At 46.5% G+C, this 23298-nt stretch carries 23 protein-coding genes and 5 tRNA genes; 4 read left to right on the top strand and 24 right to left on the bottom strand.

Annotated elements, in window-relative coordinates; all coding sequences use genetic code 11:
- Window positions 1-211: 211 nt before the first annotated feature.
- Window positions 212-919: a DNA alkylation repair protein gene (locus MKY41_RS16325; protein WP_340746103.1), complete on the top strand. Its 708-nt coding sequence runs from the start codon at window positions 212-214 to the stop codon at window positions 917-919.
- Between the two features lie 78 nt (window positions 920-997).
- Window positions 998-1396, top strand: a complete 399-nt coding sequence (locus MKY41_RS16330; protein WP_340746104.1) for a VOC family protein — start codon at window positions 998-1000, stop codon at window positions 1394-1396.
- 101 nt (window positions 1397-1497) lie between these two features.
- On the opposite strand, the gene MKY41_RS16335 is transcribed toward MKY41_RS16330, so the two are convergent.
- From MKY41_RS16335 to MKY41_RS16400, 14 genes are all read right to left on the bottom strand, one after another.
- Window positions 1498-1863 (bottom strand): response regulator transcription factor, encoded by a 366-nt coding sequence (locus tag MKY41_RS16335; protein ID WP_340746105.1) that lies wholly within the window; start codon window positions 1861-1863, stop codon window positions 1498-1500.
- A gap of 36 nt (window positions 1864-1899) precedes the next feature.
- Window positions 1900-3495 carry a diguanylate cyclase gene (locus MKY41_RS16340; RefSeq protein ID WP_340746106.1) on the bottom strand — a complete coding sequence of 532 codons (1596 nt, stop codon included), beginning with the start codon at window positions 3493-3495 and terminating at the stop codon, window positions 1900-1902.
- Window positions 3496-3639: 144 nt separating this feature from the next.
- On the bottom strand, window positions 3640-4989 hold the full coding sequence (gene glmM / locus MKY41_RS16345; protein ID WP_340746107.1) for a phosphoglucosamine mutase: 1350 nt from the start codon (window positions 4987-4989) through the stop codon (window positions 3640-3642).
- A 26-nt stretch (window positions 4990-5015) separates the two neighbouring features.
- Complete coding sequence (locus MKY41_RS16350) at window positions 5016-6314, bottom strand: CdaR family protein (protein WP_340746108.1); 1299 nt, start codon at window positions 6312-6314, stop codon at window positions 5016-5018.
- Complete coding sequence (gene cdaA / locus MKY41_RS16355; protein ID WP_041071890.1) at window positions 6307-7143, bottom strand: diadenylate cyclase CdaA; 837 nt, start codon at window positions 7141-7143, stop codon at window positions 6307-6309. Before cdaA ends, MKY41_RS16350 begins: the two co-directional genes overlap by 8 nt.
- Before the next feature lie 183 nt (window positions 7144-7326).
- Window positions 7327-7962, bottom strand: a complete 636-nt coding sequence (locus MKY41_RS16360; RefSeq protein ID WP_340746109.1) for an anti-sigma factor — start codon at window positions 7960-7962, stop codon at window positions 7327-7329.
- Between the two features lie 12 nt (window positions 7963-7974).
- Window positions 7975-8538 carry an RNA polymerase sigma factor SigW gene (sigW, locus tag MKY41_RS16365; RefSeq protein ID WP_340746110.1) on the bottom strand — a complete coding sequence of 188 codons (564 nt, stop codon included), beginning with the start codon at window positions 8536-8538 and terminating at the stop codon, window positions 7975-7977.
- 203 nt (window positions 8539-8741) lie between these two features.
- Complete coding sequence (rocF, locus tag MKY41_RS16370; RefSeq protein WP_340746111.1) at window positions 8742-9647, bottom strand: arginase; 906 nt, start codon at window positions 9645-9647, stop codon at window positions 8742-8744.
- A 78-nt stretch (window positions 9648-9725) separates the two neighbouring features.
- On the bottom strand, window positions 9726-11459 hold the full coding sequence (locus MKY41_RS16375) for a sensor domain-containing protein (protein WP_340746112.1): 1734 nt from the start codon (window positions 11457-11459) through the stop codon (window positions 9726-9728).
- Window positions 11460-11649: 190 nt separating this feature from the next.
- A tRNA-Gln gene (locus tag MKY41_RS16380) sits at window positions 11650-11724 on the bottom strand.
- Between the two features lie 163 nt (window positions 11725-11887).
- Window positions 11888-11972, bottom strand: a tRNA-Tyr gene (locus MKY41_RS16385).
- A 49-nt stretch (window positions 11973-12021) separates the two neighbouring features.
- Window positions 12022-12096 (bottom strand) — tRNA-Glu (locus MKY41_RS16390).
- 270 nt (window positions 12097-12366) lie between these two features.
- A tRNA-Thr gene (locus tag MKY41_RS16395) sits at window positions 12367-12439 on the bottom strand.
- Between the two features lie 7 nt (window positions 12440-12446).
- Window positions 12447-12521: transfer RNA gene (locus MKY41_RS16400), tRNA-Asn, on the bottom strand.
- 182 nt (window positions 12522-12703) lie between these two features.
- Here MKY41_RS16400 and MKY41_RS16405 point away from each other — a divergent pair.
- Window positions 12704-13366 carry a hypothetical protein gene (locus tag MKY41_RS16405; protein WP_340746113.1) on the top strand — a complete coding sequence of 221 codons (663 nt, stop codon included), beginning with the start codon at window positions 12704-12706 and terminating at the stop codon, window positions 13364-13366.
- Window positions 13367-13502: 136 nt separating this feature from the next.
- Here the strand turns inward: MKY41_RS16405 and MKY41_RS16410 are convergent, their stop codons facing one another.
- Entirely contained in the window at window positions 13503-14186 is a 684-nt protein-coding gene (locus MKY41_RS16410; protein ID WP_340746114.1) for a KinB-signaling pathway activation protein, read from the bottom strand.
- Window positions 14187-14329: 143 nt separating this feature from the next.
- On the opposite strand from MKY41_RS16410, the gene gerD reads away from it, so the two are divergent.
- Window positions 14330-14944, top strand: coding sequence for a spore germination lipoprotein GerD (gene gerD, locus MKY41_RS16415; RefSeq protein WP_340746115.1), 615 nt, complete (start codon window positions 14330-14332; stop codon window positions 14942-14944).
- A gap of 16 nt (window positions 14945-14960) precedes the next feature.
- On the opposite strand, the gene MKY41_RS16420 is transcribed toward gerD, so the two are convergent.
- The 9 genes from MKY41_RS16420 to MKY41_RS16460 form a co-directional block, all read right to left on the bottom strand.
- Window positions 14961-16019, bottom strand: a complete 1059-nt coding sequence (locus MKY41_RS16420; RefSeq protein WP_340746116.1) for an Mrp/NBP35 family ATP-binding protein — start codon at window positions 16017-16019, stop codon at window positions 14961-14963.
- Between the two features lie 77 nt (window positions 16020-16096).
- Window positions 16097-16810 (bottom strand): N-acetylmuramoyl-L-alanine amidase, encoded by a 714-nt coding sequence (locus tag MKY41_RS16425; RefSeq protein ID WP_340746117.1) that lies wholly within the window; start codon window positions 16808-16810, stop codon window positions 16097-16099.
- Window positions 16811-16907: 97 nt separating this feature from the next.
- Window positions 16908-17702, bottom strand: coding sequence for a sulfurtransferase (locus tag MKY41_RS16430; RefSeq protein WP_340746118.1), 795 nt, complete (start codon window positions 17700-17702; stop codon window positions 16908-16910).
- A gap of 11 nt (window positions 17703-17713) precedes the next feature.
- Window positions 17714-18487 (bottom strand): ABC transporter ATP-binding protein, encoded by a 774-nt coding sequence (locus tag MKY41_RS16435; protein WP_340746119.1) that lies wholly within the window; start codon window positions 18485-18487, stop codon window positions 17714-17716.
- Between the two features lie 10 nt (window positions 18488-18497).
- Window positions 18498-19505, bottom strand: coding sequence for an ABC transporter substrate-binding protein (locus MKY41_RS16440; protein WP_340746120.1), 1008 nt, complete (start codon window positions 19503-19505; stop codon window positions 18498-18500).
- 17 nt (window positions 19506-19522) lie between these two features.
- Window positions 19523-20302 carry an ABC transporter permease gene (locus MKY41_RS16445; protein ID WP_340746121.1) on the bottom strand — a complete coding sequence of 260 codons (780 nt, stop codon included), beginning with the start codon at window positions 20300-20302 and terminating at the stop codon, window positions 19523-19525.
- Window positions 20303-20309: 7 nt separating this feature from the next.
- Window positions 20310-21638, bottom strand: coding sequence for an LLM class flavin-dependent oxidoreductase (locus tag MKY41_RS16450; RefSeq protein WP_340746122.1), 1329 nt, complete (start codon window positions 21636-21638; stop codon window positions 20310-20312).
- 28 nt (window positions 21639-21666) lie between these two features.
- Window positions 21667-22638, bottom strand: a complete 972-nt coding sequence (locus MKY41_RS16455; RefSeq protein WP_340746123.1) for an aldo/keto reductase — start codon at window positions 22636-22638, stop codon at window positions 21667-21669.
- A 349-nt stretch (window positions 22639-22987) separates the two neighbouring features.
- Window positions 22988-23284 carry a rhodanese-like domain-containing protein gene (locus MKY41_RS16460; RefSeq protein WP_340746124.1) on the bottom strand — a complete coding sequence of 99 codons (297 nt, stop codon included), beginning with the start codon at window positions 23282-23284 and terminating at the stop codon, window positions 22988-22990.
- Window positions 23285-23298 lie beyond the last annotated feature (14 nt).

The following is a 23298-nucleotide window of genomic DNA, read 5'->3' on the forward strand; positions in this document are numbered from 1 at the left end:
CTTAGTTGCGCTTAGATGTTGGGAAGTTTGGGAAATATGTGGTGAGATGCTGGATACGTTGTGAAGTTCGAGGAATACGTTGCAAGGTCGGCGCAAAACGTTGGGAAGTTCGATAATATTGTGGTAAGGTTCAACCGAAATGTTGCGAGCTGGATCTAATACGATTTAAAGAGTCGGTCTAAGGTGATTATAGAGAGGGGCGTAGAATACGATGGATTTCGAAATGGTGATGCAGGAACTGGAAACGCTTGGTAAGGAGCGCATCAAAAAGACTTACATCAACAACGGTGCACATGAGCCCCTGTTTGGTGTAGCTACAGGAGCTATGAAACCAATCGCAAAGAAAATAAAAATAAATCAACCGTTAGCGGAAGAACTTTATGCAACAGGCAACTATGATGCCATGTACTTTGCAGGCATTATTGCAGACCCGAAAGCTATGTCTGCGTCGAATTTTGATCGCTGGATAGATAGAGCCTATTTCTATATGCTGTCCGATTATGTTGTAGCAGTCACTTTATCAGAGTCAGACATTGCACAAAACGTTGCGGATAAATGGATTGCGAGCGGCGATGAACTGAGGATGTCAGCGGGCTGGAGTTGCTACTGCTGGCTATTAGGGAATCGGAAGGACAATGAATTTACGGAGAGTAAGATTTCCCACATGTTGGATCTCGTGAAAAACACGATTCATGACTCGCCGGAACGAACAAAATCTTCTATGAACCATTTTCTGTACACCGTGGGGATTTCATATGTGCCGCTCCATGAAAAGGCCGTCGAGACTGCAAAGGAAGTCGGTACAGTAGAAGTCAAACGAGACAAGAAAAAAAGCAGTTTCCTAAATGCTTACGAAAGTATTCAGAAAGAAATGGATCGAGGGAGACTTGGTTTCAAACGTAAATACGTAAGATGTTAATGCTTTTTTACATCAAGGTGTTGGGAATTAAACAACGGGTTGAAACAATAAAATTTAGTAGGGAAAGGGACGTTACATATGAAAAACGTAATGCCATTTTTAATGTTTCAAGGCGGTATTGCAGAAGAAGCTATGAATTACTACACATCACTCATTGAGGATTCAGAAATTAAAAGCATTACTCGATATGGAGCTGAAGGACCCGGCAAAGAAGGTACAGTGATGCAAGCTGTATTCTCGTTAAAAGGGCAGGAGTTCATGTGCATCGACAGTCATGTTGACCATAAGTTTACGTTCACTCCTTCTTTTTCAATCTATCTTACGTGTGATACAGAAGAGGAAATCGACAGTCTTTATAATAAAATGATGCAAAATGGCACAGTACTCATGCCTATCGATAATTATGGGTTCAGCAAAAAATTCGGTTGGCTGAATGATCAGTTCGGCGTATCTTGGCAGTTGAACCTACCTGAGTAATTTAGTTGCAATGGGTGCGGCATCTCCCATCAGGCGCTTTCCCAAAATAACACCCAAAGCCCAATTTCTCATGAAACCTAAGAAATTGGGCTTTTTACTAGTTATCCATTCAAAATTTCATTCACCAAAGCAACGAGTTCAGAAGGGCTGAAAGGTTTTGGCATGAAATATTTGGCGCCGAACTGATAGGCCATGTCTCGGTCCTGTTGTTGGGCTTTGGCGGTCAACATGATAATCGGCACTTCAAGTTGGAGGGGCTGGATCTTTTCCAGCACTTCCATCCCCGTCAAATGGGGCATCATATAATCCAGGATGATTAAATCATACGATTCATTTGCAATGCGCTCGAACCCCTCTTTTCCATCTTCGGCTTCCTCGACCGCATACCCTTCAAATTCGAGGGTATCCATAATGAGCATCCGCAATATTTCTTCATCATCCACGACCAGAATTCTTTTGGTTTCCATCGACCCGTCAAACTCCTCTCCTGCATTCCCCATCTATTATAAAATCCGTGTTGACAGCTTTTGTACGCGTGTCACGATGCCCTTCGGCTGGAAAGGTTTCATAATATAATCATCGGCCCCCAACCACAAGGCAGCCTTGATATCCGATTCACCGGTACGGGCGGTCATCATGGAGACGAGGACATTCTTCTGATCCACGTCTCGCTTCAATCGGCTGAGCACTTCCAATCCGTCCATCTCCGGCATAATGCCGTCCAGCAGAACAATATAATATTCCTCTGGCCGGTACCAATCCGAATCCAAAAAGGCAGGTCCGTTCGGATACGCTTGAACATCAATTTCAATTCCCGGCAACTTCAGTGTAGCGAGTTGTTCAGAAAGCATCGTACGGATCAATGTATCATCGTCAATGACTATAATATGGAGTTTCCGTTTGGCCCGCACTGTGGCATCGTATACGACCGTCCGATTTCGGCCGCTCCGCTTCGCTTCATAGAGAGCTTGGTCAGCTTCGGAGATCGCCGTTTCGATACTGCCCCCGAATGTCGCGATCCCGGCAGAGAATGTGACGGAAAAACGGTGGTCCCCTTCTACAAATTCGACGGCATTGAACCGTTCCCGCAATCGATCGAGAAATACGGTAGTTTTTTCCGCGTTCGCCCCGTGTAGAATGAAGGAGAACTCTTCCCCGCCATATCGGAAGACGTGATCGGTCTCCCGTTTTTCTTCCAAGGCGATCGCCCCTAACATCCTTAGCACTTCATCCCCCGCCGGGTGGCCGTATTGGTCATTCACTTTTTTGAAGTGGTCGAGGTCCAGCATGACAAGTGAAAAGCCGACACCTGACCGTTCCGACAACTCCGCAAAGTAGGAGATCATCTCATCGAAGTGACGACGGTTTCCGACACCCGTCAGCCCATCTGTGATGACCGACTGGCCGATCATTTTGCGCATTTTATCGCGATTCAACAGATATGGAATGAAAATATCCATATCAAACGGCTTTTTCAAGAAGTCCATTGCCCCGCTCTGATATGCTGACACTCGATTGGCCTGGGAAGCGTCGACGCTTGTAATGATCGTGATCACCTGGCGGGCTTGTGCTGTTTCGGATATATGTTCGAGCACTTGAAAACCCATCATATCCGGCAAATACAAATCGATCAACACATACTGCGGCCGGACGGAGTAAAATTGCTCGATTCCCCGTTTGCCGTTCAATGCGATGATCACTTGCGCCCCCATCTTTTCAAGCGGCTCCTTGACATACGAAACAAATTCCAAATCGTCATCAATGATCAAGACAGCCGTCTCTTCATCCAGGCTATTCAAATACACGGGTGGAAGTTGAAACTCATTCAAATCCTGCTCCCCTTCCATAACACGCCAAATCCGGTTTTTGAAGTTATTGAGCGTGTGGACAGGAATTGTGCTTTCATTGTGGGCAGATAAAATATCAAGTTGCGCGGAACAAAAAGCGGACAGGGCGTCCAATCCGATGGTACCCGACGTGCCTTTTAATGTATGTACGAATTTGTATAACTCTTTTTCGGTGATGACTGTTTTCTCTTCCCACTCCGCAAATGTTCCCTGAACTCGTTCACGCAGCAAGTCTTGATAATTCTTACCCATTTAAAAACCTCCAGCTTAATTCTACTCCTCACTCACTAGATACATAGACATACTCAAATTATAAACCAACTTCCTAAAATGTACAAATTAAGAATAAAGACACATAGAAAAAAGGTTGGACACGAAATCCAACCTAGACATTTGTTATTCTGTTCCCAATTCTTGACGAACGACATCTGCAATTTGTTCCACGTATTGGGTACACGCTTCTTCCGTCGGCGCTTCGACCATAACCCGGACAACCGGTTCTGTTCCGGATGGACGGACGAGTACCCGCCCGTTGCCGGCCATTTCTTTCTCTACATCGGTAATCGTTGCAGCGACTTTATCATTTTCGGTCACCGCGTTTTTATCAGTGACCCGCACATTAACGAGTTTTTGCGGATAGACCCGCATTTCGGCAGCCAGTTCGGACAGCTTACGCCCTGTGCGTTTCATAATATTGACCAACTGAAGGCCAGTGAGGAGTCCATCGCCTGTCGTATTGAAATCCAGGAAGACGATATGCCCGGACTGCTCCCCGCCAAGATTGTAATTTCCTTTTTTCATTTCCTCGACGACATAGCGATCACCCACCGCTGTTTGAACACTTGTCATTCCTTTGTCGGCAAGTGCTTTGTAAAAGCCCATATTGCTCATGATCGTTGAAACGACTGTGCCCGACTTGAGGCGCCCTTCTGCGTGCAAATGGCTTCCGATGATATACATGATCTGATCGCCGTCCACAATTTCTCCATGCTCATCTACCGCAATCAACCGATCCCCGTCACCGTCGAAGGCCAATCCGATATCGGCACCTTTCTCCAAGACCAGTTTGCAAAGTTCTTCCGGATGCGTGGAGCCGACTCCGGCGTTAATATTCACTCCATTAGGAGAAGTTCCCATTGTCGTCAAATCGGCATCCAGATCCGCAAACACATGCGTCGCCAAAGTCGATGTCGCGCCGTTCGCACAATCCAAAGCGATATGGATGCCTGTAAATTCCTCATCCACTGTCTGCTTCAAGTATTGGATGTATTTATGGCCACCCTCAAAATATTCTGTAATGGTACCGACATCTGCTCCGACCGGACGTGGCAGTGTGTCTTCCGGCTCGTTCAACAGCCGTTCGATTTCCTCTTCTTGCTCATCTGTCAATTTAAAACCATCCGAGCCGAAGAACTTGATTCCGTTATCTTCAAAGGGATTATGTGAAGCGGAGATCATGACACCCGCCTGCGCGTTCATCGCCCGGGTCAAGTAGGCAACTCCCGGTGTGCTGATCACGCCAAGCGTCATCACTTCCACCCCAGTTGACAACAAGCCGGCAATCAAAGCACTTTCCAACAGTTGGCCTGAAATCCGTGTATCTTTTCCGACGAGCACCGTCGCTTTCTCCTGGATTTCTTTCGTTAGCACATAACCTCCCGTACGGCCTAACTTAAATGCCAGCTCAGGGGTCAATTCCTTATTTGCAACTCCACGGACACCATCCGTGCCAAAATACTTTGTCATCTCCTAACTCCCTTTCAAAACATATATCAGGCAAGTTCGATTTTCATCGTCACCTTTTCTTCAGAAAGCTTCCATTGTACCTGTTCGGGGCCATCTACGGAAACGGGGAGTGTCAGCTCCCCTTCCGCCTCTGCTCCGGAGGCATCGACATAGACATTGAAATCAGAAGACGCCATCTGATCGACGACACTTTTTTCTCCGGTCACGCTCAAGGAGACGGAACCGTTTTGCGGTTTCTGATAGGAACTTTTAAATTTTTCATCCAGCCCTTTTACCTCTACCGCGATATTGTTAAATTCTTTCGTGACGACCGGTTCAGGAGCAGGCGGCGGAGACTCCGCTTGCTCGGATGAGTCACTCTCTTCTTCCTGATCCTGCTTCTGGTCCGTCGTAGTAGCGTCAACGCTCACTTTCAATTTATCCAAGGACATCTTCGATATACCTTTCGGCTTTTTCAACGGTACATCGAGCTGCCCTTGTCCATCCACTTTGGATATATCCACATCCACAGTATATTCATCGATTTGATCCAATGCTTTCCGCGAGCCAGTCAATGTGATGGTTTTCGCATTTGTCGAGAGTCCACGGATTTGGACGTCTTCCCGTGGCGTTCCGGCGGTACGGAGGACAATCGGTACTTCTTTCTGGTACTGAGCCACCTCGACCTTGACAGTCACTTGTTCTGGAACAATGGTGACATTCAACTTATTCAAATCTTTATCTAAAACGCGGACACGGGCTTGTTGTTCGAATGATTTGGAAATGCCCTGATCCGCGGTGGCAGTCGCTTTCACAAAACTAATCGATTCGATGACACTTTTCGCACCCGTCACTTCTATGACCGAAGGATCGGCTTTCATATCTACAATATAATAATCTTCCGCCAGCAACCGATCATTCAGTTCGGGATCGACGCGGAAGCTTTCTGTAATTTTCTCTTCGATATCGACCGTAACTGTCGCAGGATCCAGCTGGACTAGCAACTTATCCGAGATATTTTCCGTCTTGATCTCCACCGAATGCCGGCCAATCGGCAAGTTGCTCAAATCCAGCCGCAGCGTGAAGTCCTTTCGGAGTTTCGTTGATTGAACCAGGTTGGCGGGACCGTCAATGCTCATATTTACCGTTTCCGGCACCCCGGTCACTACTAAATTCTCTGTATCATAAAACACTTCGACCGGGACATCGCGGATGTCCTCCATCGTGTCGCCGATCGATTTTCCTGCCGTCTTCTCTTCCCCTGCTTTGACAAAGAAAAACAGCACAATGGCAAGGAACAATGCCGTGAAACGGAGAAACCAAGGGCTATCCATAAGTTTATCCATTGTTTTTCTTCCTCCATTTCCAGATAGGCGTTTCCGCTTGCTTGGATTCCGGACCAAACCAGAGTCGACGCAATTGAACTTCAAATTCCTCCATATCCAGATTCCGGTTGATATCCCCATCCGCCGTTATGCTGACAGCTCCGGTCTCTTCCGAAACGATGATCGTCACAGCATCCGTCACTTCACTGATGCCCAGGGCCGCCCGGTGCCGCGTCCCCAATTCTTTTGAGATGAAGGGACTCTCGGAAAGCGGAAGATAACAGCCGGCTGCCGCAATCCGATTTTTTGTAACGATAACGGCTCCATCATGAAGGGGAGTATTCGGGATGAAAATATTGATGAGCAATTCGGACGTAATATCGGAATTCATCGGAATCCCGGTTTCAATATATTCGCTCAAGCCCGTTTCCTTTTCAACGGAAATTAGGGCTCCGATGCGACGTTTGGCCATATAGCTGACCGATTTCACAAATGCCTCAATCAGCCGATCTCGCTCTTCCAGTTCCTGCGTCATCGTTCGCGCAAACAGCCGGCCTCGCCCGAGCTGCTCAAGCGCCCGTCTCAGCTCCGGCTGGAAAATGATGATAATCGCCAAGAACCCGTACGGCAGCACTTGGTCCATCATCCAACGCAATGTATCGAGTCCGAACACATCCGTCAGCAGCCGGGCGATAATCAGAACGATAATTCCCTTTAACAGTTGGACTGCCTTTGTCCCTCGGATGATCGTTATCAGTTTATAAAAAACATACCAGACAAGAAGCACATCCACAATAGTGATAAGTGGTGCGACCGGACTTAAATCAATAAAATCTTGCCATTTGGGCATGTGCTTCGCCTACTTTCCTTACACAATTTCCTATGCGTACAGTATAGCATAAAAGCGCCTCATGTAATGCCAAAAGCACGGGGCGCCTGCTCGGCCCCGATAAGCGATTTTCATGAGGATCCTAATAATTCCACCATCCAAAAAACCGGACGCCACGGCGATCCGGTCATTCCCTTTCGTTTATCACTCATCGGTCGAACGATCCCCACCCGAGGAAGGGATGACATCATTCACCGTTTTCTTGATTTTATACCAAAGCCAATCGAAGACTTCATCGATTTCTTCGCTATTGCCGGTGACCACCGCCGTGGAAGCCATATATTTCGTACCGCGGATAACAGTGACGTTGCCTTCGACTTGTCCCTCGATGCGAAGATTACCATTTTTCACGACTAGGTCGCCCTCGATGACTTGCCCTTCTGGCACAATCACTGTCTCCCCTTCCACAATCAGATTCGGTTGCTTCGTCACGGAGAATTGTTGGTCATTGCCATAGCTCGAGAATAACGTAGCGCTCATCAAGATAAAAAACAACGCAGCCGCTGCGAATAGCGGATGTCTGCGTAGCCAACGGTTAAAACCGGCTTGGGATTTCTCTTTCGGGAGCCTTGCCATGACCCCTTCCACAAATCCTTCCGGAGCTTGTATTTGGGTAGCACTCCCTAGAAAGGCGATGGATTCGCTTAATCCATTCATAATTTCTTTGCATTCGGGACAAGTATCCAAATGCTCTCGTAGCAGCCGCTCTTCTTCCCGGCTGATATCTCCGTCTAAATACGCGTGCATATATTCGACAACATATTCAGGACACGTATTCATACCAATTCCCTCCTACATAGTACCCAACTGTTTTCGAAGTGCTTCCCGCCCGCGATGGACCCGGGTCTTTACGGTCCCAAGCGGCAATTCTAAAATATCTCCAATTTCCTGCAACGGCAATTCCTCGATGTAACGAAGCGTAATCACAGATCGGTATTTGTCCGGAAGTCTGCCGATTTCATAGTGGATGCGTTCCTGCAACTCCATCTTTTCCACTTGGTCCTCCGGTAATTCATCGGTTGCCGCCACTTGCGAGTACAGATTCAAGCCCTCGGTCCCCGGCACTTCGGCGTCCAGGTAATAATCCGGCTTCTTCTTCCGAATCCGGTCGATGCACAAATTGGTCGCAATTCGAAAGAGCCACGTAGAAAATTTCCGTTTTTGATCAAATGTATGGATATTGATATAAGCACGCACAAACGCTTCTTGCGCAATGTCTTCCGCTTCCTGCGCATTCCCCAGCATCCGATAGCACACCTGATACAGCCGATGCTGGAATAAGGTTACAATTTCCTCAAAGGCATCCTGGTTGCCTTTTAAAACTTCATTAATCCTTTTATTGACCAGGTCATCCATTGTTATTTCATCCCCCGGTGCGGCTGTCCCTTCATATACGGCCGAAGGTATCGACAGGTTTCATTTTTTATCACTATTTTTTATTTTATCAAAGATGGCGATGTTTTTCTCCTAAAGTTTTGTAAAATACCTCCCATTTCAAGGAACTTAAAAAGGATTGCCACGCCCCGCGGATTCCGGGTTCGTGTACAATCCGATCGCGTTTATAATAACTTCTCCCCGAACAAGGAACCCATCAGGCCGACTGCCACATCTGCCGTCTTATTCTTGTCATCCAAAATCGGGTTGACCTCGACGAATTCAGCCGATGTGATCATTCGCGCGTCCTCCAGCATTTCCATGGCGAGATGACTTTCCCGATAACTAATGCCCCCGGGCACCGGCGTGCCGACCCCTGGCGTGTAGAGAGGATCCAGCCCGTCCAGATCCAACGACAGATGGACACCATCCAAATGGCGTGACTGCAAGTAAGCAATAGCATCCTTCATGACTGCCGTCATCCCATCCCGGTCGATTTCGTGCATCGTATACACTTTAATCCCTTTTTCCTTGATCAATTCCCGTTCACCCGGATCGACTGAGCGGGCTCCGATGATGACAATATTCTCCGGCTTCACTTTTGGCCCTGCCGGCCCGATGGCGACAAGCTTCTCATGCCCGAGGCCCATGCTAACGGCAAGGGGCATTCCGTGAATGTTACCGGATGGGGACGTCTCTTCCGTATTCATATCTGCATGCGCATCATACCAGATGACGCCTAAGTTTTCATATTTCGTCGCAAGCCCTGCAAGCGTCCCGATTGCGATGCTATGATCGCCTCCCAAGACAAGCGGGAACCGATCCGCTTCCAAAACTTTTTCCACTTTTTTAGCCAGAGCGGTGGTTGCTTGAACTACTTCTTCTAAATTCTTCAAGTTCGAATGGCTCGGTTTCTCGCTGGCTGCTGCACCTACATATATATTCCCTTCATCCTTCACTTCATGTCCGATTGCTTCCAATCGGGCCACCGCTCCTGCGTACCGCATGGCGCTCGGCCCCATATCCACGCCGCGGCGGCTCTGTCCATAATCGAGAGGAACCCCGATCAATGAAATGTGTAATTTGTCCATTCCCCATACCTCCCCTTTAGTTGAACCTATTTTAAGGCTTTCGGTAAGGTTGGCTCAACTCAACAGGTTCCCGGATATTTATACATCTTCCGCCCGTTTCATGAACTGCTCACAGACTTCCGGAGGAATGGGCCTGCTGAATAAATACCCTTGGGCTTCCGTGCAACCGAAGGATCGTAAAATCTCGGCCTGCTCCTCGTACTCGACCCCTTCCGCCACGACCCGCAAGCCGACCGTATCCGCCAAGGCGATGATCGCTTTGACGATGGCACGGCTCTCCTCATTCTCATGGATATCCCGGATGAAGGACATATCGATCTTCAAAGTATCCGCCGGCAAATCCTTGATATAACTGAACGTGCTATATCCGGTTCCAAAGTCATCGATTGCCACGGTGATGCCCATATCACGGAGGGTCTGCATCTTTTCCCGCAGTCCTTCCCGATCTGCAAATGTGGTTTCCGTCACTTCAATCTCAATTAATTCCGCAGGCGTACCGGTCTCGTCGAGAATTTTTTGAACCATTGACACAGTACCCGGATCTTCCACTTGCACGGGAGACATATTGATGGCCACCCGGAATGGCGCGAATCCTTTCTGTATCCAATCATTCACCTGTCTGCATCCTTCCCGCAAAATCCATTCCCCCAACGGGACGATGATCTTCGTCTCTTCCGCCACTGGGATGAATTTATCAGGAGGAATGCGCCCAAGATCTGGATGATTCCAACGAACGAGTGCTTCCACTCCAGCCAGTTCATTTGTGCGCAGATTGATCTTCGGCTGGTAATCGATATGGAACTGTCCCAATTTCACACTTTTCCTCAGTTCATTTTCCAACAAAATACGTTCCAAGGATTTCGTAGCGGTTCCTTGCTGATAAAGCTCGTAGCCGCCCCCTCCATGTTCTTTTTTGATCGACATCGCCTTTTCCGCCTTCATCGCCAGTTCCGAAGCCTTCGTCGCATGCTCCGGATATAGGGCGATGCCAATGCTGAAGGAAGGCACATACGATTGGCCCATCACTTCAATCGGTTCCTCCAAATAGGCAAGAACTTCTTGCATCTGCTGTCCGACATCCTCATGGTTTCTACATCCATGTAATAAAAGGGCAAACTCATCGCCCGACAGTCTGCCGATAATCTGTTTAGCTGGATAGAACGCCCGCAGTCTTCTGCCGATGACGGAAAGGACATAATCCCCTGCCTCGAAGCCAAGGGAATCGTTAATATATCGAAGACGATCGATGTTGACCCGGACGTAAGCCAATTTCTCCCTCTTCTTTTCGGCCTTATCCACCGCATGATGGACTTGCTTGCGAAAGGAGATCCGGTTGGGCAGATCCGTCAATTGATCATTGTATGCCAAGTTCCGGACCATCACTTCTGATTCGATACGCTGGGTGATATCATTCCGAATTGAAATATATTGATACGGCTTTCCTTTTTTATTCAGAAAAGGAACAATCGTCGTATCCACCCAATAAAATGTCCCATCTTTCCGTTTGTTCCGTATTTCCCCCCGCCACGTCTTCCCTTTCCCGATCGTAGCCCACATCTCTTTGAAGAACCGTGCCGAATGATAGCCGGAATTGACAATGCTGTGGGTCGAACCGATGAGCTCCTCTGCCTTGTATTGGGATATCTTGGTAAATAACTCATTCACGTACAAAATTTTACCGGTCCTGTCCGTAATCGCGACGATGGCAGACTGGTCAAGTGCGTAGGCGATGTCTTCAAATATCTTTTGGTCGCTTAGTGTGCCGTCGAAACGTATCACATCTTGTATACTTTTGTTAGTTTTTTCCTGCATGGTATCGCCTCATCATAACGAATATTCCCACATTTATTACTTTCGTATCATGGATTTCTTCTATTGTACCGTAAAATCTATTAAACTTCTCCTAATTCACTCTTAAATAAATAGAAAAAAATCCTTAATTTAAAATTAAGGATTTCGTCGAAATATACATAAACATGGTTTGGTAAAATGATACAGAAAATGGCTGGGGTAGCTGGATTCGAACCAACGAATGACGGAGTCAAAGTCCGTTGCCTTACCGCTTGGCTATACCCCAATGGTTAAAATGGCGATAAGCTGCGCATCTCTTTGTCAGCTTCCTTCGCTCAGTCAGTCACGTACCTGAGTACGCTCCTTCCTTCTCTCAATCGCTTCCGCGACCTGCTTGCTTCTCCCCATTTTAACGAGGCGATAAGCTGCGCATCTCTTTTGAAAATAAATGGTGGTGGGGGACGGATTCGAACCGCCGAACCCGGAGGGAGCGGATTTACAGTCCGCCGCGTTTAGCCACTTCGCTACCCCACCAGTAATATGAATCATTTTCCGGAAACTATGTGTTACAATCCAAAAAAAATGGTGACCCCTACGGGATTCGAACCCGTGTTACCGCCGTGAAAGGGCGGTGTCTTAACCGCTTGACCAAGGGGCCATTTTCAATATGATGGATCCATTCCTCTTCAATTCGACAATCATTGTTTTCTTGTCGGACTATCAAGCTGAACGGCACAAGTGTTATATTAGCAAATTCGCCAGAAATGCGCAAGCGCTTTCCGCAAGTTTTTATAATCCCATTATTCGGAATATTTTCTCCCTCGTTATCTTCCCCTTCATGGATATTATCCCCCATACTTCCTATCCAATTTGGACAAAAAAAGCGATTTCCTCTACCGGAAATCGCAACTTATCATGAATTAAAATAAGCTTCCAGCCGGGCTCGAACCGGCGACCTCTTCCTTACCATGGAAGCACTCTACCTGCTGAGCTATGGAAGCATGTAAATGGCTCCGCAGGTAGGATTCGAACCTACGACCGATCGGTTAACAGCCGATTGCTCTACCACTGAGCTACTGCGGAATCGTAATATGTATTCATTTAACGACAAACTCCATTATACCAGTTAATTTTACTTTTTCAACATCATTTTACCGGAAATGGATCATCCTGTTCCTGACGACTTTTTTAGTCTACCATGCGCTCGGCATATCCGTCAAACCTTTTTCATAAGATGGAGTAACTTTGCAAACAGGGGGTTTCGGATGCGCTATAAAATCGCTTTTTTCGGCATGGTGTTCTGCACACTTTTTCTTTTCCTCCCCCCATCCCTCGAGTCGGGAACGCTTACCTCGGTCTTCCGGGTCACGGATCAACCGGCTGCCATTGTGCGCGGAACAAGCGGCTCGGCCCTGACCGTCAATATATCGTTTGGGGATGTTGAAGTGGAAAACTGGATCAAAGAATTGCAAGCACCCTATCCACTACTGATGGTTGATATGGATTGGACAGACCGCTTCCCAGAAACCGTTAGGCAAATCAATGAAAAAAATATTCCGGTGGGATTGCTTGGCGACAGTGGCACAGCCTACGAAGAGAGTCCTGAACTGCTTGCCTCTCAACTAAAACGGTTTGAAAAGACATTTGGAGTGAAGCCCCTCTGGTTCCGAACAATCGATGAGCGCTTCCCTCAATCCTTGCAAAAACAATTATGGGAAGCGGAAGTGAATGCGCTCGGATCCTCTTTCATTTGGACAGGCGGAGCAGTGCCGCCCCCGAAAGAGGGAGAGATTATATCCGTTCCTCACCATCGCCACGAACGGGTGAAGTTAGACACCCTCGATCCATTGTATAAAGGGCGAACCTTCCTTCCTATGGAAGATGTCCTCTTCGGCACGACGGTGAAAACGAAGAAAATCCCAGAGTGAAAGCGAATTGCTTGCACTCAATCAGGGATTCATTGCACTACTGTACCGTTGCTTGCATTCCATGCCGCTTTTCTTGCGAACGGGAACTTTCCTCTTAATATAGAAAACAGCACAGGAGCAGTCCTGTGCTGTTTTCTTATTTCGCTTTGGCCGTTTTTGCTTTCGCCGCTTTGCGCAGCCGTTTCCGTTCATCCAACCGCTGTTTATCTTCATCCGATTGTCGATTGTATTTCGGCAGTGCAAGAATTTGATAAGAATTGACCGCAAGAAGCGGGAACAATAAGATTGTCACCCATGTGTCGATATTGCCCGAACGCACCATCAAAGCCGGCAGCCACTCCAACGTCGTGATAACAATCATGAAAAATAGCGCTGAAATAAGCGTATGCTTTTTCGTCCATTTCGCTTTGAAATACGCTGTGACGGCCGCTACTCCGATCAGGGAGACGAGCAAACCGATATACAGCAACGTACGTCCTGGCTCACCGGAAGTTAGCTGGAATCTAAAAAAGACAAGGTCGAATAACACGACCGTGATGATTAACAACTGGACCCAATTCCATAACGTCAATGATTTGAAAATATTGACTCCGAATTGGTGGACGGTCAAATAGGCGAAAAAGCCCATCTGCGCTACCACACTCATCGTAAATCCAAGGAAGATCATCCAGAGAAACGCACCGATAAATTGCCAAATCTCACCGTTTGCTAAATATGTAGAAAAGAACTCCCAACGCACGATCAAACCAACGATCGCTGTGATGGCTCCCCCTATGAATAAGGCGTTAAAAAAGAATTTTATCCAATTTCGTATTGTCACGACCTGGTTCCTCCGTTTGTACATACTGTCTTTAGTGTAACAACGTTTTCTTCAAAAATCTATTTCATTACACAAACGATGCATATTCTGCGCCATTTTGTGAACAATAAATGAAAATGGTGATGGAAGGGAAGTTCAATTCCATGAAAAACAAGGGCTTTCATTTTCTATTAGCGGCGATTCTCTTGACTGGATGCAGTATGCAGCAATCCGGACCGACATACGATGAGCTGAAAAAGATGACGACGGATGCACTCCAAACGGAAGATGGGAAAAAGGCAATCCGGCAAATGCTGGCCGACCCGGAATTCCGGGAATTGCTCATTTTGGAGCAGGCCGAAGTGAAGAAATCCATTGAAGATACGCTGCTCTCCAAAAAGGGCGATGAGTTTTGGAAGAAAAAGTTTGAAGATCCGAAGTTTACGGAAACAATTGCCAAAAGCATGAAAGAACAGCAACAAGATGTGATGAAAGCACTCATGAATGATTCCTCCTTCCAGAAAGAAATGGAGGAGTTTTTTGGACAACCCGATATGCAGAAGCAACTGGAAACCGTAATGCAGTCCGCAAATATGAAAAAGCATCTGGAAAAAGTCGTTCAAGAAACGATTAGCAGCCCGCTACTGCAAACCAAATGGCAGGAGCTTATTATGAAAGCTGGCGAGACAAAAGGCGGGCAAAGCGGCGGAGGTGGTGGCGAAAGTGGAGGTGGCCAAGAAGAGGAGTCTGGAGGAAGTGGAGGTGGAGGCGGTCAATGACCCCCTCCATCTTTTTTCATTTACCTGTATTGGCAACCACTTTTTTAGCAATGTCCATATAAATCTGACCGATTGGATGATCTTCTGCATACACCGATGGAGCGAAATCCTCTTCGTTCCAATCCGGCTGTCCAAGTGGAATCTGGCCGAGCAGTTCCGTGCGCAATTCCTCGGCAAGGCGCACGCCGCCCCCTTGACCAAAGACATATTCCTTTTCTCCAGTCGTTTTAGATTCGAACCAGGCCATGTTTTCGATAACTCCGAGCAATCCATGATCGGTCTGAAGCGCCATTGCCCCCGCACGCGCTGCGACAAAAGCGGCCGTTGGATGTGGAGTCGTCACGACAATCTCTTTAGACATCGGGATCATTTGGTGGATATCCAAGGCTACGTCCCCTGTACCCGGCGGTAAATCTAGGATGAGATAGTCGAGCGAGCCCCATTCCACGTCACGGAAAAATTGGTCCAATGCTTTACCAAGCATCGGGCCGCGCCAGACGACCGGTGCATTGTCTTCTACGAAGAATCCCATGGAAATCACTTTCACACCAAGACGCTCTACCGGAATAATCCGATCTCCTTGGACAACCGGCAGTTCCGTGACGCCCATCATGTCCGGCACACTGAATCCGTAAATATCCGCATCGATCAAGCCGACTTTCTTCCCAAGACGCGCCAAAGAGACGGCGAGGTTGACGGAAACCGTCGACTTCCCGACGCCCCCCTTACCGGATGCAATCGAGATGAACTCCACGTTGCTGAGCGGGGACAGAATATCTTGCGCTTCCGCAGCAGTAGCCGTGCCTCGAAATTGTTCAAGCACTTCTTTAGACAACTCTTCAAAACGGATGCCGACAGATTCAGCGCCTGCCTCTTTCAACGTTTCCACGACTTTCATCTGAAGTGCCATTTGTTCAGCTGTATTGATTTTTGCAATAGCCAGCTTGACGCTGACATGCTGCTTTTCTTCTTTAATTGTAACTTCTGCGATCCCATTGGTCTCCGCAAGCGTTTTATGTAAAAACGGATCCATTAGAGGACCTAGCAATTCCCGAACTTGTTGTTCATTGATCAATTCAGACACCCCTTGGAGGTTTAATTATTCACCTCCCAAGTATACCATAGCCCACGAAGTGTCACGATTAGAAGGCTTTATTTTTCATCCGATTGGTGGAATTGAATAATTCCGTCTAGGATCGCTTCGGCGACCTTTTTCTGATAGGCCGTATCGGTGAGAAGCGTGCGTTCCTCATCGTTTGAAATGAACCCCGTCTCCACCAGCACAGCCGGCGTCGGAACTTTCTTCAATAAATAAACACCCTTGATCGCCAAGGCTTCCCGGTTTGTATTTTTCAAATTCTCCTGAAAGGACGATTGGATGGATTTAGCCAGCTGTTCTCCATGCGGATGGCCCTCGGGATGATAAAACACTTGCGAACCCCGCCACTTCGAATCCGGAATCGCATTGACATGGACACTGATGAACATATCCGGATCTTCGTCCAGCGCAATCTGTTCACGCAATTTCAAGTCCGCCAACTTCCGTTCCCGCGTCGTCCCGAATTCCTCACCCGGCGCATGCTCCGCCAAGGCATCCCCTTCCTTCAACCGGGTCATGACAACGGTAGATCCCTTTTTCTCCAATTGTTTTTTCAGTTCATGCGAGATTTTCAGGGTGATGTCTCGTTCCACCACATCTCCCGATGAGGCCCCGCCATCTAGCCCTCCATGTCCCGGATCGATGACGATTTTGACCCCGCCCAGCTCAGCCGGCATGAAAAAGCCCCGATCCGAGGCGTTCGCACCGTATAGCACAATCCCTAAAGAGAAACCGAAAAGTATACAAATGATAACCCATCGCTTCATTCTCGACACCGCCCTTTTTCCATCACTATACGCGGGAAGAGAGTGGGATATGCCCTTACCTTTCACAAGGAAGGTATGGTGAGGTAGAAAGATAGAATTAGTCTGAGGAAGCAGACCAATCAGTAAAACTACCCGGATAAAGTTTAATATTTTGATACCCAATTTCATCAAACAACAAATAGTTGAAGCATGCTGAAATACCGGACCCGCAGTAATGTACGATTGAATCCGAAATTTTATAATGCTGAATACCCACTTGTATATCGTCTTTTAGTTTCAATTGGTTGCCGTTCAAATGGCGTCGCCAAAAGTAATTGCCAGCTGTCGGGATATGGCCAGACTTCCCTAGGGTACCGGCATACACCTTTTCGTTTCGTGCATCGATTAAGTGAGCTGATTGCTGCTCAATAACCCCCGCTATATCGTCTTTTTTTAATGCAATTTCCCAGCGAGGCGATGGTATGTATTCCTTCGCCTGAACGATAGTCTCTTCTTGCACTATCGGATAGCCATCCGCCTTCCATTGGGCAAATCCACCATTCAATACAAATACTTTTTCATGGCCAATGAATTTCAGCAACCACCAAATTCTTGCGGATTCCGGTTTAATATAATCGTCGTATATCACTACGGTGGACTGTTCATGAATACCTAGAGAACCAAATATCCCCGCCAGCTGATCCGGATACGGCAGCGGCTTTGCCCCGCCATAATCGGATTGCTCGTCTGTAATGGCCGAAATGTCTACATGGCGAGCATTCGGAATATGTCCTTTTATATAGTGAGAAAACCCATAATCCGCGTCAGTCGGCGAATAACGTGCATCTAAAATAATGACATCCTCATTTTCCAAAGAGTCTTTCAACCAAGCCGTATCCACGAAATTCGACATTCGCTCCACCTCTAAATCATATATTCAAGATCCTCATTTGTTTTCACATGGTTAATGGATTGATAGATCTTGTTTTGAATATCCGATAAGACAATATCATCACGTTTGCGGGGGCGCGGTGCTTGAATTTGGAATATTTCTTGCACTTTCCCGGGACGCGGCGATAAGAGGACAACTCGATCTGCCAAATAGACAGCCTCGCTTACATCATGTGTTACAAAAATGATCGTCTTCTTTTCAGTCTCCCAAATCTTTAATAAGTCATCTTGCAGACCTAATCGTGTTAAGTGATCGACCGCACCGAATGGTTCATCCATTAAAAGGACTTCAGGAGAACCAACCAACGCGCGGGCAATTCCTGCACGTTGCCGCATTCCACCTGATAATTGATGCGGATACTTGGAACCAAACTGCTCAAGCCCCACCAATTTCAGATACTCCTCGACAAGCTTCGGAATTTCTTTTTTGTGATGCCGAGCGAATTCAAGGCCGAGCCCTACATTTTTCGAGATGGTCCGCCAAGGGTATAGGGAAGGATCTTGAAATACGACACCCAATTTCTTATTGGGACCTGTCACTTCTTCGTCGTCGATATAAATATGACCTCGCGACGTTTTTTGAAGGCCTGCCAATAATTCCAGAAGCGTACTTTTCCCACAACCGCTCGGACCAAGAATGCATATAAATTCACCATCTTCAAATTGAAGATCAATATCCTGAAGTGTGACCGTGGGTACTGATCCTTCGTATACTTTCGATACCCCCTGAACTTTAAACTGGGCCATGCAACCCCTCCTAGTTTTCTGGAATGAATCGTAAATCTACAAACTTTTCGACGTCGTATAGTTCATCCTGAAATCCCAAATCTTGTTGAATTTTTTGCGTGTCATTCAATGAATCAATCGAGACATTCGGATCATTTTCCCAAATTTCCAATTCCCGTTCCAATGCGAGGCTCAATACCCCGGCATCCACTTTACTATTCGCTAAATAAAACTCTTTAAATTCTTCCGTATTTTCTTTGGCATATTTCTGGGAGGTAAAGTAAGCTCTTAACAGACGTTTAATGGCTTCTGGTTTTTCTGCAATTGCATCGTCACTCGCTACTAACACACCTGTGTGGAACGTAGGTAAGTAATCCCAACCACGCGCTAACAATTTACCGGTTTTCTCACTTTCCGCATACGACACCCACGGTTCATGAATGATAGTGGCATCCACTTGACCATTTGTGAAGGAAGCATAAGCTTCTTGATGAGTTCCGTTCGCCACAAGTGTGACATCCTTATCCGGATCGAGTCCATGCTCTTGAAGAATCGTCCGTGTATAGACGTCAAGACCGCTGCCAAACTTCGCGGCCCCAATTGTTTTCCCTTTCAACTCTTCAATGGATTCAATATCTCCCTGGCCAATTAAGTAAAATGCCCCTTTAGAACGGAACAGAGAGGAAACCATTTTAATTGGCGCCCCTTTACCAGCTGATAGAATGGCATTCGTAGTAGGTGCATCCGCTATATCGATATCCCCGCTCAACAAACCCGTGATAGGATCTTGAACACTAATAAATTCAACATCCAAGCCTTCCTCTTCAAAAAAACCTTTAGCAGCGCCGAACTGCACCGCAATACCGCTAACACCACTTAGAGGAGCATATTTAATAGTAATGCGTTCAGTTTCCCCAGTTCCACCGCTCTGTTCCGGACTACTATTGGGATTGGTCGACGCCTGCTTCCCTTTATTCCCACAAGCACCAATAAGAACAGTCAGGATTAAAAGCGCAGTGATAAGAAATTTCTTTCCCATGTCAGGTCTCCTCCAAATCAGATTTTGTTTTTCCATCTTAAAAATATATTTTTTTCCAATACATCAATCACTGAAATGATTAAGACGGACATGATTGTGACGAGGACGACAATCGCAAAGGCTTGTGATGTATCAAATAGAGTGGTCGCCTTCACTAATACATTTCCCAAGCCTGCTTTGGAGGCAAGCATTTCTGCAAATAAGGCTCCGACCAGCCCTGCGGCGGCAGAGATTTTCAATCCCGCTAGAATGGTTGGCGCTGCAGAAGGAAGAGTTACTTTCCAAATTGTTTGCCATACTGTTGCTTCATATACTTTAGCCACTTTCAAATGCCGTTCTTCTGTTTGTTTAATGCCTGTCATTGTATTCACCAGAATAGTAAAGAAGCAAAAAAGAAAGACGATCGTAATTTTATGAGTCAAACCGATTCCAAGCCAAAGGGCTAATAAAGGTACAATCGTGACTTTAGGAATGGCCATCAATGCCGAGATGAAAGGCTGAAAAAATTGCTCTGCCCACGGAACTAACAGTAAAAACATACCGAACCCGATCCCTAACACCGCCGCAATACTATAACCGACGACAAACTCTGATAAGGTCGCATAGAAATGCGGCCAGATAAACCCACCCTCGAATAGTTTCAATAGATCTTGAATAATACTGGTAGGCGCCGGTATATAGAGGCTGTTGATCATGCCTTTACGCACAAGCATTTCAACAGCTCCAAGAATGATAACCAAGAACAAGAGCTGGAAAGCGAGAAGCAAGGCCTGCTTTTTGTTTTTTGATTTCGCCACGATCACTTCACACCTTTACACGATTAAATCGATTTTCCGGCCGCTCCAAACCTAGATGATCCCGGAATGTATTTCCGCTATAGTCCGTTCGGAAAATCCCTTTCTGTTGTAAACGCGGAATCACCAAATCGATAAATTTATCAAGTCCGCCCGGCAAGTATGGCGGGCATAGATTAAATCCATCCGCCGCTTCCTCTACAAACCACATTTCAATCAAATCGGCAACTTTATCCGCTCCGCCCACGACGAACAAATGGCCACGGACAGCAGAAGTGAAGAAGTAGAATAAGTCCTTAATGGTGATGTCCTCTGTTCCAATAGCTGCACTTGTTAATTTGAGCCACTTCTCGCCTTGCTTTGTGCCGACTAAATTCGGTACAGCATCTAGAATGTCATGTTGGCTAAAATCATAACCAATCCTTTCAGAGAGTGCTGTCAAATCGAAATCTGTGACGAGTAATTCATTTAATTGGTTATATTTCTGAATGGCAGCCTCATCGGTTTCTTCAACAATCGGCACGAGTCCAGGCAAAACCTTTAAATCCTGTTCCTCGCGGCCATACGTCGCCAACTTCGCTTTCACTTCTCGATAGAATCGTTTCGCTTCTTCGAGATCATTCCCACCTGTAAATACCATATCCGCATACTTGGCAGCCAATTGCTGACTGCGAGGCGAATACCCCGCCGTGATAAGAGGAACTTGGCCTTGGATGGGACGATGCACATTCAATGGACCACGGACAGAAAAATTTTCACCGACATGATTTAACTCATGAACCTTTGCCGGGTCCGCAAATTGACCTGTTTTCTTGTTTTTGGGAAGTGAATCATCCTCCCATGTATCCGCCAGGCCTCTTACAATTTCAATAAATTCTTCCGCATAATCATAACGTTTTTCATTATCCCAATGCTTATCCCGGCTAAAGTTCAAAGCTGCATTGGGATCCGAACCCGTCACCACGTTCCATGAGGCACGGCCTTTGCTTAAATGGTCAAGCGATGTCGTGTAACGAGCCACATTATAAGGTTCCGAATATGTCGTGTTGACTGTCGCTATTAAACCGATCTGCTTCGTGACCGCCGCTATATAGGAGATAAGCGTAAACGGCTCTAAACGCGTCATCTGGGAAGGGAAGATATGCTGCATCGATGGTGTGGTCGCTAATCGATCTCCTAAAAAGAAAAAGTCAAACTTTGCTTTTTCCAACTTTTGAGCCGTTTCCACAATAAAATCAATATCATATGAACCATCCGCTTTCCCTTCAGGTAGTCGCCAGCCAGCGGGGTGATAACCTGTACCAAATAAAAAATATCCTAAATGTAATTGTCTATTCATTATCACTATGCCTCGCTTCATGATTTTTTTAGATTTGATAAGCATTATTAATGAGTTCAAGTTCATCATTGGTTAATCGATGATCCACATATTTCAATGCTTCTTCCAAATGTGATAATTTACTTGCGCCAAGAATCGCAGATGTGACATCTGGATGATTGGCTACCCAGTTAAACGCAAGTTGCGGCAAGCTCCACCCTATCTGTTTGGCAATGTCATCAAGCGCGTCTACGTATTCAAAAATATGCTTTTGGGCAATCAATTCTTTTAACTTTACTTCTCCAGCCGCTAATCGCGAATCTTTAGGTGGTGGGTTCGCCGACGAATACTTGCCCGCTAAAATACCACGACCTAGAGGACTGTAGGCAAGGATGCCGACCTGCTCCGATTTTGCAAACGGCAATATTTCCTGCTCGATTTGACGCGAGATTAAACTATACTCCGCTTGAATGCTTTCGTAACGGGCAAAATGATGCAAGGCGCTAACGCCATGAGCTTTCGCTACCTGCCACGCAGCAAAGTTTGAACAAGCAATATAACGGATCTTACCTTGTGAAATTAAATCATCCAGAGCCCGTAACGATTCTTCGAATGTACTGTTAGGGTCAAATCGGTGAACGTGGAGGATATCAATAGTATCTGTTTGTAATCGTTGTAGACTCGCTTCAACCGCACGAAAAATATGATGTCTACTCTGACCACGATCATTAATGAACGGTCCCATCCGATTATTCAACTTTGTGGAAATGAGAACATCTTTCCGTTTCTGTTTGAGAATATTGCCTAGAATGGTTTCAGACTCACCCAATTGATCGAAATTGCCGTTATCCATCCCTCTTCCATAAATATCAGCTGTATCAACGACGTTAATTCCTAAATCAAGCGCCTTATATAAAATATCTGCTGATGCCTTTTCGTCAATCCAGCGTCCGAACGCCATGGTACCTAGGCTAACTTTCGAAATCTGCACTCCAGTTCTACCCAGCCTTCGATATTCCATTCACTCCACCCCTATCAAACTTATAAAACTTATAATGTATACTTGTCTTATCGGTATTATAAGTATTTTTAATATTATAGCTACTAGAAGTTTTATAGTCAACTACTCTTTTCAACCAAAACACCTTAGAAAACAGGGAGCGTAGATGAAAGTTGATAATAGTAGGCTCAAAGCGCTTACCTATTAAAGAAGTTCAGCCCGGGTTCAAAATATTATTTGGCAACGGTTGACTGCCTCCGATCCTTTGCACCTACACCTTAGCCTTATGGCTTTGAAAGGTATTTCTCGCGATTAATGCGTAAAAAACAAGCAAAAAAGGACCTCCGCAAAGGTCCCATCATCTAATTTATTATTCTGTTGTGCCCTTCCAATCAAGCATGCCGCCCACCATATTCGTCACGTCGTAGCCTTCATCGGCCATAATTTCTTGTGCGCGACCGCTACGACCGCCCGAACGGCAAACGAGGATATACGGCGTAGACTCTTCCAATTCCCGCATTTTCAGCGGAATGTCACCTAACGGGATATGCACCGCTCCCGGGATTTTCCCCGCAGCGACTTCATCAGCTTCCCGTACGTCGATCAAATGAAGCTGTTCACCGTTTTCCAAACGTTCTTGCACTTCTGCAGCTGTAATTTCCTTCATTCCAAAAAGCCTCC

This window comes from Sporosarcina sp. FSL W7-1349 (genome assembly GCF_038003045.1).
Classification (GTDB): domain Bacteria; phylum Bacillota; class Bacilli; order Bacillales_A; family Planococcaceae; genus Sporosarcina.

What these genes read in the sequence shown, in the direction of transcription:
- MKY41_RS16325 (WP_340746103.1), top strand. Translation starts at nt 212, where the DNA reads ATGGATTTCGAAATGGTGATGCAGGAACTGGAAACGCTTGGTAAGGAG.
- MKY41_RS16330 (WP_340746104.1), top strand. Translation starts at nt 998, where the DNA reads ATGAAAAACGTAATGCCATTTTTAATGTTTCAAGGCGGTATTGCAGAA.
- MKY41_RS16335 (WP_340746105.1), bottom strand. Translation starts at nt 1,863, where the DNA reads ATGGAAACCAAAAGAATTCTGGTCGTGGATGATGAAGAAATATTGCGG.
- MKY41_RS16340 (WP_340746106.1), bottom strand. Translation starts at nt 3,495, where the DNA reads ATGGGTAAGAATTATCAAGACTTGCTGCGTGAACGAGTTCAGGGAACA.
- glmM (WP_340746107.1), bottom strand. Translation starts at nt 4,989, where the DNA reads ATGACAAAGTATTTTGGCACGGATGGTGTCCGTGGAGTTGCAAATAAG.
- MKY41_RS16350 (WP_340746108.1), bottom strand. Translation starts at nt 6,314, where the DNA reads ATGGATAAACTTATGGATAGCCCTTGGTTTCTCCGTTTCACGGCATTG.
- cdaA (WP_041071890.1), bottom strand. Translation starts at nt 7,143, where the DNA reads ATGCCCAAATGGCAAGATTTTATTGATTTAAGTCCGGTCGCACCACTT.
- MKY41_RS16360 (WP_340746109.1), bottom strand. Translation starts at nt 7,962, where the DNA reads ATGAATACGTGTCCTGAATATGTTGTCGAATATATGCACGCGTATTTA.
- sigW (WP_340746110.1), bottom strand. Translation starts at nt 8,538, where the DNA reads ATGGATGACCTGGTCAATAAAAGGATTAATGAAGTTTTAAAAGGCAAC.
- rocF (WP_340746111.1), bottom strand. Translation starts at nt 9,647, where the DNA reads ATGGACAAATTACACATTTCATTGATCGGGGTTCCTCTCGATTATGGA.
- MKY41_RS16375 (WP_340746112.1), bottom strand. Translation starts at nt 11,459, where the DNA reads ATGCAGGAAAAAACTAACAAAAGTATACAAGATGTGATACGTTTCGAC.
- MKY41_RS16405 (WP_340746113.1), top strand. Translation starts at nt 12,704, where the DNA reads ATGCGCTATAAAATCGCTTTTTTCGGCATGGTGTTCTGCACACTTTTT.
- gerD (WP_340746115.1), top strand. Translation starts at nt 14,330, where the DNA reads ATGAAAAACAAGGGCTTTCATTTTCTATTAGCGGCGATTCTCTTGACT.
- MKY41_RS16425 (WP_340746117.1), bottom strand. Translation starts at nt 16,810, where the DNA reads ATGAAGCGATGGGTTATCATTTGTATACTTTTCGGTTTCTCTTTAGGG.
- MKY41_RS16430 (WP_340746118.1), bottom strand. Translation starts at nt 17,702, where the DNA reads ATGTCGAATTTCGTGGATACGGCTTGGTTGAAAGACTCTTTGGAAAAT.
- MKY41_RS16435 (WP_340746119.1), bottom strand. Translation starts at nt 18,487, where the DNA reads ATGGCCCAGTTTAAAGTTCAGGGGGTATCGAAAGTATACGAAGGATCA.
- MKY41_RS16440 (WP_340746120.1), bottom strand. Translation starts at nt 19,505, where the DNA reads ATGGGAAAGAAATTTCTTATCACTGCGCTTTTAATCCTGACTGTTCTT.
- MKY41_RS16450 (WP_340746122.1), bottom strand. Translation starts at nt 21,638, where the DNA reads ATGAATAGACAATTACATTTAGGATATTTTTTATTTGGTACAGGTTAT.
- MKY41_RS16455 (WP_340746123.1), bottom strand. Translation starts at nt 22,638, where the DNA reads ATGGAATATCGAAGGCTGGGTAGAACTGGAGTGCAGATTTCGAAAGTT.
- MKY41_RS16460 (WP_340746124.1), bottom strand. Translation starts at nt 23,284, where the DNA reads ATGAAGGAAATTACAGCTGCAGAAGTGCAAGAACGTTTGGAAAACGGT.